The sequence below is a fragment of the Flavobacterium sp. Root935 genome (assembly GCF_001429295.1).
In the GTDB taxonomy this organism is placed as follows: Bacteria; Bacteroidota; Bacteroidia; order Flavobacteriales; family Flavobacteriaceae; genus Flavobacterium.
The window spans coordinates 371964-382503 of record NZ_LMJL01000008.1 but is presented as its reverse complement, the minus strand read 5'-3'; the positions used below and the strand labels follow the sequence as shown (position 1 = coordinate 382503).

Below are 10540 nucleotides of genomic sequence, written 5' to 3'. Positions count from 1 at the left end.
GCGAATTGATAACCATAAAATATTAAAAATGAAAATCAAAATAACAGCAGCGATACTTTTAAGCATGCTTTTTACGGTATCATGTACTGATCTAAACGAACAGTTATATGATCAGGTAGAAGATGGAAATTTTGGAAACACACCTAAAGAAATAGATGCGTTGGTTGGTGGAGCTTATTCTTCTTTAAGAGGATTCTCTGATGCAATATCGAATAATTTCCCGACTTGCGAATATGTTTTCTTTTTGAATGAAGTAGTTTCAGACGAAGCTACAATTCCAACAAGAGGAACAAACTGGTACGATGGCGGACAATATCAAGATGCACAAAAACATACTTGGAAAGCTGATAATAGAATGATTCTTTCGGCTTGGCGTTACAATTATACTGGAATTGCTAAGATCAACGCGATCATTTATCAAATCAATAAATCGTCATTGACAGAGAAAGCAAAAGCCCCAATTTTTGCAGAATTAAAAGCGCTTAGAGCTTATTACTACTACAATCTTTTGGATTTATTCGGAAATGTTCCGATCGTAACTAATTTTGAAGACACAGATCTTCCAACCAATTCAACTAGAAAAGAAGTATACGATTTTGTTGAAAAAGAGCTTACAGATGCAATTCCGTATTTAAATGGAAATGTAGTGTATTCTAAATTGACTAAAAATGTAGCCTATTCAATTTTGGCAAGATTATATCTGAATTCTGAAGCATTTATTGGCGTGGCGCGCTGGCAGGATTGTTTAGATGCATGCCAGAAAGTAACAGGTTACAGTTTAACACCAGATTTCTTTGCCAACTTTGCAACAGAAAATCAAACTTCAAGCGAAATCATTTTTGCAATTCCTTACGATTCAAAAGCAGGAACGGTTGGAAATTACATGAACTCAATGTCTGCTCATTATAATCAAAAATTAGCAATTTCACCAATAGGAAATTACCCTTGGAGCGCTAACGGAATGTGCGCTCAGCCTGGAGTATATTCAACTTTTGCAGATACAGACAAAAGAAAAAAATGTATGCTGGCAGGAGATCAAATTAATCTTGCCACGGGTTCTGTAATTATGATGGACAATGGAGAACCGTTGACTTATACAGAAAACTTGACAAGTTTAACAGATGCCAAAGAAAATGAAGGAGTTCGTTTAGCTAAATACGAAATGAAAGCAGGAGAACAATGGGAGCGTGATCATGATTTTGTTTTAATTCGTTATGCAGAAATTTTAATGATGCAGGCAGAATGTTACGTGCGTTTGGGCTCGCCAGATTTAGCAAGACCATTTCTACAACAAGTAACCGCACGTGCTGGAGAAGAAATGCCGGCAACTATTGATCTTGCTTTTATAGACAAAGAATTGTTGAAAGAATTTACATTTGAAGGAAGAAGAAGAACAGATAATATTCGTTTTGGAACATTTTTTCTTCCATGGTGGGAAAAAGGAACTACTGAAAAATACAGAGCAATTTTTCCAATTCCAAGTACAGTTTTAACTACAAATAAAAACCTGAAACAAAATCCTGGGTATCCTTTGAATTAGGTTTCTAAACTGTCAGTCTTCCATGTTGGTTAGTCGTGGAAGGCTGACATGTTTTTAAGAATGAATATCTGAAGGGCTTTATTTTAGCCACAGATTAAAAGATTCTCACAGATTATAATTAAACAAATACAAAACAAAAAATCCTTTTTAATCTTTTAATCTGTGGCAAAAAATATAAAATAATAAATAATACATCAGTATGAAAAGATATATCACATCGCTGGTTTTCGGTTTAATGAACATTGTGATGGTTGCTGGCTGCAGCAGTGATGACAAAGGTCCAGAAAAACCCGTAGAACCAGAAGTAGTAAAACCTGTTGCGATAGAGAAAACCAACAGCACCAAAATTTATGTACACTACATGCCGTGGTTTGAAACCAACGAAAGCAGTGCCGATAAAAAATGGGGATATCATTGGACAATGGCCAACAAAAATCCGAATAATGTTGCGGCTAGCGGCCGTAGAGAAATAGCATCTTATTATTATCCGCTGATTGGACCTTATCACTCAGGCGATAAAAATGTGATTGAAAATCATTTATTGATGATGAAATACTCTGGAATCGATGGAGTTCTAATAGATTGGTATGGAACTTTTGATGTATATGACTATAGAATGGTCAAAGAAAATACCGAACAGCTGATTGATATGCTGGAAAAAGTAGGTTTAGAATATGCCATTGTGTATGAAGATCGAGTAACCAAAAGTGCAGTAGATGCCGGAAAAGCTATTTCGGTAACCAGTGCTGCAAAAACAGATTTAGCTTATGTACAAAATAATTATTTTACTGATGCTAATTATATCAAAATTAATGGCAAACCTCTATTAATGAATTTTGGACCAATCATTTTGCAGACTCCTGCCGAATGGACAAATGTATTTGGTACTTTAACCACAAAGCCAACATTTTTGACACTTTGGGATCAATCTTACGAAGCAGGCGAAAATGCTTCTGGCGAGTATGCATGGGTATACAAAGACAACAGCTTCCTGACGAATTTTTACACCAATACCAAACCAAAATTAGGAGTTGCTATGGGAAGCGCTTATCCAGGATTTAAAGATTTTTATGCAGAAGGCGGAGGCGGAGCAGCAATTGGATGGACAATCGAGCACAATAACGGAGCGACCTTAGACGCAACACTTGCTTTGGCTAAAAATGCTAATGTAAATTACCTACAGCTTATTACTTGGAATGATTTCGGAGAAGGAACAATGATAGAACCAACTTTCGAATTCGGTTATTCTTTTATTGAAAAAATAAAAACTTTTTCGGGAGTAAAAGATACAGAAAATATTTTCCCGGAAATCAGCAAATTGTATGATTTACGCGTACAGAAAAAAGGAAATGTCGAAGCCCAGAAAAAACTCGATCAAGCGTTTAATTATTTTGTTTCCATGCAGTCAGCAAAAGCAAAACAAATAATTAGCGAAATTAAATAGAGCTGTAATTAATACAATTTAAATAATGAAAAACAAAAAATATAGATACTGCCTAATGGCACTGGCATCAATGCTGATTTTTGCCTGCAGTACTAAAAAAACGTATAAAATCAGTTCTCCTGAAAAAATCTCTGAATTAACTTTTGAATTAACTCCTTCAGGACAGCCTCAATATAGTTTTTCTTCTAACGGAAAATCGGTTATTGAACCTTCTCTGCTTGGTTTCGAATTTCAAGGACTTCCCAAAATGACGGAAGGTTTTGAAGTCGTTTCAACAGAAGAAAAATCGGCCGATGAAACTTGGGAACAGCCTTGGGGAGAATTCAAAAAAGTAAGAGATCATCATAACGAATTAATTGTTCACTTAAAAGAATCAAAAGGCGAGGAGCGTTTGGTTGATATTATTTTTAGGGTTTTTGATGATGGAGTAGGATTTCGATATGAATTCCCGAAACAGCCTCACTTAGGAAAAGTCAAAATTTCTAATGAAATAACACAGTTTACCTTTAAAGACAATAATGAAGTTTGGTGGATTCCAGTTCATCGCGAAAATAGTTATTACGAAAGCGAATACCGTAAAACTTTAATGAGTAAAACAGATACCATTAATACGCCGGCAACTTTTGAAACCAAAGACAAATTGTATGTAGCGATTCACGAAGCCAATCTAACAGATTTTGCCTCAATGACACTTCTAAAAACTACAGACAAGCAATACAAAAGTGATTTGGTGCCGTGGGCAGATGGTGTAAAAGTGTATGCAGAAACGCCTTTTAAAACACCTTGGAGAACCATTGTTGTAGGTAAAAATCCTGGAGAAGTGGCAACTTCGACAATCATGCTGAATCTAAATGAACCTTCAAAAATTGAAGATTTATCTTGGATCACACCTTCAAAATATATTGGAATCTGGTGGGGAATGCATTTAGAAAAGTACACTTGGGGACAGGGACCAAAACACGGTGCAACAACTAAGAATACAAAAGAATATATTGATTTTGCTGCAAAAAATGGTTTCGACGGCGTTCTAGTCGAAGGCTGGAACGAAGGCTGGGACGGCGACTGGACTGCCGATGGTTCTGCATTTAGTTTTGTAAAAGCCTATCCAGATTTTAATTTGGAAGAAATTACAAAATATGCTGCTATGAAAAATGTTCGTTTAATTGGACATCATGAAACTGCAGGAGCAACCAAAAACTACGAAAGCCAGCTGGAAGATGCATTCAAATTGTATCAAAAAATGGGTGTGAATTCGGTTAAAACGGGTTATGTAAACAAATTCCTGGATAAAAAAGAATGGCATGACAGCCAGTACGGAGCACGTCATTACAGAAAAGTAATTGAGACTGCTGCCAAATATCATATCATGATCGATAACCACGAACCAATGAAAGGAACGGGCTTACAGCGTACTTATCCCAACTTTATGTCGCAGGAAGGCGGAAGAGGGCAGGAATACAATGCGTGGTCTGTAGATGGAGGAAATACGCCAGAGCATTTAACTACGCTTCCTTTTACCAGAATGCTTTCTGGACCTTTTGATTACACGCCGGGGAATTTCAATTTTGATTACAAAACGCCTTCTGGGGCAAAAGTACAGACTACTTTAGCCAATCAATTGGCATTATATGTTATTATTTTTAGTCCGCTGCAAATGGCTTCAGATTTACCTGAGAATTATGAGGGAAAACCAGAATTTCAATTCGTAAAAGACGTTCCTTGTACTTGGTCTGACACTAAAGTTTTAGATTCTAAAATTGGTGAATACACTACAATCGCTCGTAAAGATTGGGAAGAGAAAAACTGGTATTTAGGTTCAATCACCAATAGAAATGCAAGAGATTTAAAAGTAGCACTTTCATTTTTAGATAAAGACAAAGAATACGAAGCAGAAATCTATGCAGACGGACCTGGAGCAAATTATAAAACCAATCCGTATCCTGTTACAATCTCTAAACAAAAAGTAAATAATAAAACTGTATTAAATATTAAGTTGGGCGCTGGAGGAGGAACAGCAGTAAAATTCACTCCACTAGAGAAATAAATTAGTTGAGTTTTATTTTGAGTTAATTAAGTTAAGTTTAGTAATGCAAACCCGATACTGGAGAGTTATCGGGTTTGTTTTTTTTTGTTTCAAGTTTCAAGTTTCAGGTTTCAAGTTTCAAGTTTCAGGTTTTCTTTGCTTTGAGTATAATTTTACCGCAAAGCACGCTAAGTTTTTTAACAAGCCAGGTTTTGCAAAAACTCAAAAGTTCGCAAAGCTTTGAGAAAAAAACTTTGCGAACTTTGCGTAAATCTTAGCGTCTTTGCGTTAAAAAAACTTAGCACCTTAGCACCTTAGCACCTTAGCACCTCAGAACCTTAGCCCCTTAAAAAAAATCAATGTTTATAAAGCTTAACATGATTTCCAAAGCTATAAGTAGCTGTTATAGTCGGACCGTTATATCCCCATTTAAAAAATCCATTTAATCTTTCTTTTTCAACATCTACTCTGATATTAAGACCAGTATATCCAGCTGTTAAACTAAAATTTTGATAAACATTGTACAACACCGATAAATTGTAACTTAACAAGCGTCCGTCAAAATCATTAATTTTAATAGCAAAATAATTGATATTAGCATAAAGACCAACTTTTCTACCTAATACAAATTCTCCAAAGAGACCAATATCTGGCAGAGGGGCAGTAAAGTCAAAATTATCTTTATATTCTGCCTCGATTGTTGCTCCTTCTAATCTCATACCTACATCTCCAAATAGAACGTGTGCACCAATAAGCGCTCCAATTTCGTATTTTGGTTTTGATATGAAAGCATAACTGTATGTAATTCTTGCAATATGATTGTCCATAAAGGCAGAAACAGTAGCATCTACCGGATAAACGTGATCACCAAATTCAATTTCCTTCTGAAGTGTTTTAGTGGCACTTCTGCTCAAATAGTAATATTCGGCTCCAAGTCTTGATCTTCTTGAGATTCTCCATTCAAAAGTTCCCATAAATGAAACAGAGCTTTTATTAAAGCCGAGATCTTTTTCAAAATCAATTAAATTGCCAAAACTTCCATTATTACTTCCTACTTCAACTTCGGTATTATTTACAGGAAAAAAAGCACCCGCCGTTACCTTGAATCTTCTCGCATGCCACGGAAGATCATCTGAATAACTGTCCTGAAAATCTTCAGTTTCAGTTTTAAAAGTTGTTAAACTTTCACTAGAATTATTTTCTGCGATAGTTTGAGCTTTTAGCGGAATCCATAAGAGCGTCATTACCAAAAAAACAAATATTTTTTTCATCAGATTTAGTTTTTAGATTTTGATTAGGTAATATTTAACATTAAAGTTAGTAAAAATTATCGTTCATTTTTATTTTTTATATTGAATTGTTAAATTGAAGTATTTGGTTATCAGTAAAATATGGGTCTTATTTAAAATTAGTTGACATGTCATCTTTTTTTATAACTTTGCCTCATGGAAAAAGCAAATACAGATAAAGAAAGTTTTTCAAATTTTTGGAAAGAGGAAATATCCGATAGTTTCTTCTTTCAGATTCACCGTATTAAACGTGCAATTTTTAGACGCACCAATGCGTTAATGACAGAAGCAGGAATTACATTGCAGTTAGAACAATTGCCATTGCTGATGATTTTGAATTATAAAAGCCTTTCGCAAAGAGAATTATCAGACAAAACAATGCGCGATAAATCTTCGATTTTAAGAAGTATTACAGCGCTTGAAAAGAAGAATTTAGTTGAGGTTGTAAAAGATAAAACAGATAAAAGAAAGAATATTGTAAGTCTTACCTCTGATGGAGTTGCTATGGCAAAAAATATTCGATCGCTAATGAAAAGGGCAGAAGAAGAAGTAATGTCTGTATTTTCTCCAAAGGAAAGAATAGAAGCTTTAAATGCGGTAAAATCTTATGCAGATAAATTAGAAATACTTTAATTTTTTTTAAACTTTAAAAGTTGATATGTCAACTTATTTTTTAAATAATTATTTGAAATAAAAAATGAAAAAAAACGAATTATTAGAAGGACCAATTCTTTCTTCATTATTAAAGCTGGCAGTTCCAATCATGATTGCCAATCTCTTACAAGCTGCTTACCAATTGGTTGATGCTTTTTGGGTAGGTCGCCTCGGCGGAGATGCTGTTGCCGCAGTTTCAATAAGTACGCCAGTAATATTCTTAACCATTGCTTTAGGAACTGGACTGGCGATTGCAGGATCTATTTTAATTGCGCAATATTTTGGTGCGGGAAATCAAACAATGGTCAATCATGTGGCGGCGCAGACATTGTCAATGGTAATTATAGTTTCTATAGTTTTATCTATTATTGGATATATTTTGAGTCCATATTTTTTATATCTTTTAAAAGTAACGTCTGAGGTTTATGCAGATGCTTTAGGATTTATGAGAGTCGCCTTTGTAGGTTTGGTTTTTAGTTTCGGATTTATGATTTTCCAATCTATTATGCGCGGGGTTGGTCGTGTAACGCTTCCTGTTTATATTGTTTTAGGAACAGTAATTTTGAACTTTGCGCTGGATCCTTTGTTTATTTTCGGGTGGAATTTTATTCCAGCAATGGGCGTAAAAGGTGCTGCATTGGCAACTTTGTCTACACAGCTTTTGGCTATTATCATTGGATTTGTGATTTTATTTAGAGGAAAACACGGAATTCATCTTCGCATTCAAGATTTTAAACCTGACTATAATCACATTAAAAGAGCTTTTGAAATCGGATTTCCATCTTCTATAGAGCAATCTATGCGTGCTCTGGGTATGATGGCGATTACGTTTTTAATTGTACGTTTTGGTACAACAACGGTTGCTTCTTATGGAGCAGGTTCCAATTTAATTCAGCTGATTTTAATTCCAGCTTTAGGTTTATCGATGGCGATTGCTACTCTTGTTGGGCAAAATATTGGTGCAGGAAATATTGACCGTGCTGCTCAAATTTCAAAACTAGGTGCTTATCTCGGTTTCGGATTGTTAACAGGATTGGGAATAATAGCGTTTATTCTTGCGCCATATTTAATTGCGTTTTTTGTTCCAAAAGATCAAGCGGTTATAGAAGGTGGAACAGAATTTCTTAGAATTACCTGCCTTTCCTGGGGATTTTTAGGTTTACAACTTTGCTTAACGGGCGTGTTCCGTGCCGTTGGAAATACAAAATTGCCAATGATTTTAACTTTGGTTTCGCAATGGGTAATTCAATTTCCGCTGGCTTTTATTTTATCTCATAATACACCACTAGGAAAAATCGGAATTTGGTGGGCTTTCCCGATTTCTTCGGTAGTGACAGCATTAATTACCTTAGTTCTCTACATAAAAGGTGACTGGAAAAAAGAAAGATTAACTGGTAAAACCAATAAATTAATCGGTAAAGTAGAAAGCGAAATTGTGAAAGAGGGGTTTGATATTTCGAAATAAAAGGGTCTAAGATTCTGAGATACTAAGGTTCTGAGATTAATAAAAAGACGCACAGTTGTGCGTCTTTTTAATTTTATGCTAAATGCAAAAGAAAAATTTAATTATCTTAGAACATTAGTATCTCAGAACCTTAGCACCTTTTTAAAAATGACCAAAAATCTAAAACGTTATTTCGTAAAATCTGTAATTGTACTAGCCTTAATTCATTTAGCCTATTTTTTATACGGTTATTTTACTTTTGAGGGAATCGCTAAAATTAATATCTATACTGAATTTTATCGTTTTAAGTTTTACGATGATGTTTCTATATCGCATTTTTTTGTGAGCGGTTTGTTTTTACTTTTCTTCCTCATTTTCTTAGTTCGAAATCATTCTAGAGAAAATTATAAAGGAGGAAGTTTGCTTAAAATTACTGCCTGTTTATTGCTGATTTCGTTTTTAACTTTTTCATTTTTTGTTAGTTACAGCTTCGGAATGAATGCGAAACTGAAAACAGAATTATCTGAAAATGATTTTAATAAAGACAAAAAACTACTTAATGTTCTAAATCCGTTTTTATATGGTTATACATCTTACAGTTCGGAGAAACTTTTTAATTATGAGAACATCTTATATCCAAAGCCGTATCCTGTAATTAAGCAGGAAGATACCATTTCTGCAGGAGAATACCCAATAATTGAAACCAATTATTATAGTATCGATACCATAAAAGCCCTCACAAGTACTTTTGACAAAACTAAAAATAAAGCTGACAGTATTCTGGATATTATTGGTTTAGATAAAGAAGAATTGTATAAAAGAATTATCTCTAAAAAAGTTATAAAAGATAGTACACAGATTATTTTTAAAGGGCTTCCTGTGCATCCAGAACATGATGAAGATATCTGCATATTTTTGCAAAACAACTCATTATTTAATGCTGTACATGGTGATTCGATCGACAAACAAAAGTATCAATCTGCAGTAGAACGTTATAAAATATTGTATAAATCTAAGAAAGATTCTTTAACGTATGAATTTCAAAAATTAGACACAATTCTTAGAAAATACAATATAGAAACCAATTTGATTCCGAAACAATTAACCCAAGATGTTTATCATTATAGAGATAATCATGGGGAACCGTTGAATGGAATTCGAAATAATTTTGAAAGAAAAGCTCTAGCAGAAAAGTTCAACACTTTAGATAAACTTTTTTACGAACCAAATTACCTGCATCCGAATATTATCGGAATATATTTCATTGTAATTGTATCGGTTTGGATAATATTATCACTATTTTATTTAGCTTTTAATAAAAAAAAGGAATAGTTCAATATCAAAATCAATATCAAAAATCTATGTCAATTTAAAATTGAAATAATTCTTTTGATTGTCATTGATCCTTGATATTGAAATTGATTTTTGTAATTGTTATTCTTTGCTAAACCCTGTGATAATCTGCTTTCCAGTGCACGATTGCTTTTTTGATTGAGTCTCCGCTTAAATTGTTCTTTAAAACATCTTCTACAAGCGGAATCAATTCGCTGTCGGGAGCAAAGCGTAATGCAAATATTTGATCGTCTGTAAGCTTGTATTCAAATTCTTCAAATCTTTTGCCTGTCAAAGAGAAATAGCGGTAACGCATTTCTAAACGCACGATTCTGTTTTGTAATGTAAGTGCATAATGCTGGCGCAGCATAAATGCTAAAGCGAACAAAAAGACAAAAATAACGCTTATGAATCCCCAGATAAGATAATCTTCTGTCGTTGCAGCAAAATAAATGCTTGCAATTAAAAATAGAACTAGAATTGGATAATATACAAAATGGTGTGGGGTATAAAACCGTATATGATTGTAATAGGTTTGAATTTTCATGTTTTTCTTTTTTAAAGGTACTCTAAAAAAACAAAGCTGCTCTATAAAATTATAGAGCAGCTTTTTCCCAAAAATAAACTAACATAACCAATGTTCTCTTTATAATCTAAACTTTTTTAAAGTTTGTTAAGTAATTTTAGTAAGAAGAAAGCCTTTCCATTTCGTTCATCACATTTTCAACAGGGCTTATTTTTCTTTGTTTTCTACGATGTAAAATTAGATTTAGAGTGGCTATAATTTGTTATATTTTAAAAGGAAAAAGTTACA

At 33.8% G+C, this 10540-nt stretch carries 8 protein-coding genes; 6 read left to right on the top strand and 2 right to left on the bottom strand.

The genetic code is table 11. From position 1 onward, the window contains the following. The first annotated feature begins 28 nt into the window (after window positions 1-28). The 3 genes from ASE40_RS07010 (at window position 29) to ASE40_RS07000 (ending at window position 5028) form a co-directional block, all read left to right on the top strand. Window positions 29-1540 carry a RagB/SusD family nutrient uptake outer membrane protein gene (locus tag ASE40_RS07010; RefSeq protein WP_082586768.1) on the top strand — a complete coding sequence of 504 codons (1512 nt, stop codon included), beginning with the start codon at window positions 29-31 and terminating at the stop codon, window positions 1538-1540. A 199-nt stretch (window positions 1541-1739) separates the two neighbouring features. Beyond that, a complete protein-coding gene (locus tag ASE40_RS07005) occupies window positions 1740-2984 on the top strand; it encodes a glycoside hydrolase family 71/99-like protein (RefSeq protein ID WP_057116248.1) in 1245 nt (414 codons plus the stop codon). A 25-nt stretch (window positions 2985-3009) separates the two neighbouring features. Continuing rightward, on the top strand, window positions 3010-5028 hold the full coding sequence (locus ASE40_RS07000; protein WP_057116247.1) for a glycoside hydrolase family 97 protein: 2019 nt from the start codon (window positions 3010-3012) through the stop codon (window positions 5026-5028). 335 nt (window positions 5029-5363) lie between these two features. Here the strand turns inward: ASE40_RS07000 and ASE40_RS06990 are convergent, their stop codons facing one another. After that, window positions 5364-6278 (bottom strand): hypothetical protein, encoded by a 915-nt coding sequence (locus tag ASE40_RS06990; protein ID WP_057116245.1) that lies wholly within the window; start codon window positions 6276-6278, stop codon window positions 5364-5366. A 174-nt stretch (window positions 6279-6452) separates the two neighbouring features. On the opposite strand from ASE40_RS06990, the gene ASE40_RS06985 reads away from it, so the two are divergent. The 3 genes from ASE40_RS06985 (at window position 6453) to ASE40_RS06975 (ending at window position 9726) form a co-directional block, all read left to right on the top strand. Beyond that, entirely contained in the window at window positions 6453-6929 is a 477-nt protein-coding gene (locus ASE40_RS06985; RefSeq protein WP_057116244.1) for a MarR family winged helix-turn-helix transcriptional regulator, read from the top strand. Window positions 6930-6993: 64 nt separating this feature from the next. Continuing rightward, entirely contained in the window at window positions 6994-8415 is a 1422-nt protein-coding gene (locus tag ASE40_RS06980; RefSeq protein ID WP_057116243.1) for an MATE family efflux transporter, read from the top strand. Between the two features lie 147 nt (window positions 8416-8562). After that, window positions 8563-9726 carry a hypothetical protein gene (locus ASE40_RS06975; RefSeq protein WP_057116984.1) on the top strand — a complete coding sequence of 388 codons (1164 nt, stop codon included), beginning with the start codon at window positions 8563-8565 and terminating at the stop codon, window positions 9724-9726. Between the two features lie 112 nt (window positions 9727-9838). Here the strand turns inward: ASE40_RS06975 and ASE40_RS06970 are convergent, their stop codons facing one another. Then, the gene (locus tag ASE40_RS06970; protein WP_057116242.1) at window positions 9839-10273 is read right to left on the bottom strand and encodes a DUF6526 family protein; all 435 of its coding nucleotides are present in this window, start codon (window positions 10271-10273) and stop codon (window positions 9839-9841) included. Between the last annotated feature and the right edge of the window lie 267 nt (window positions 10274-10540).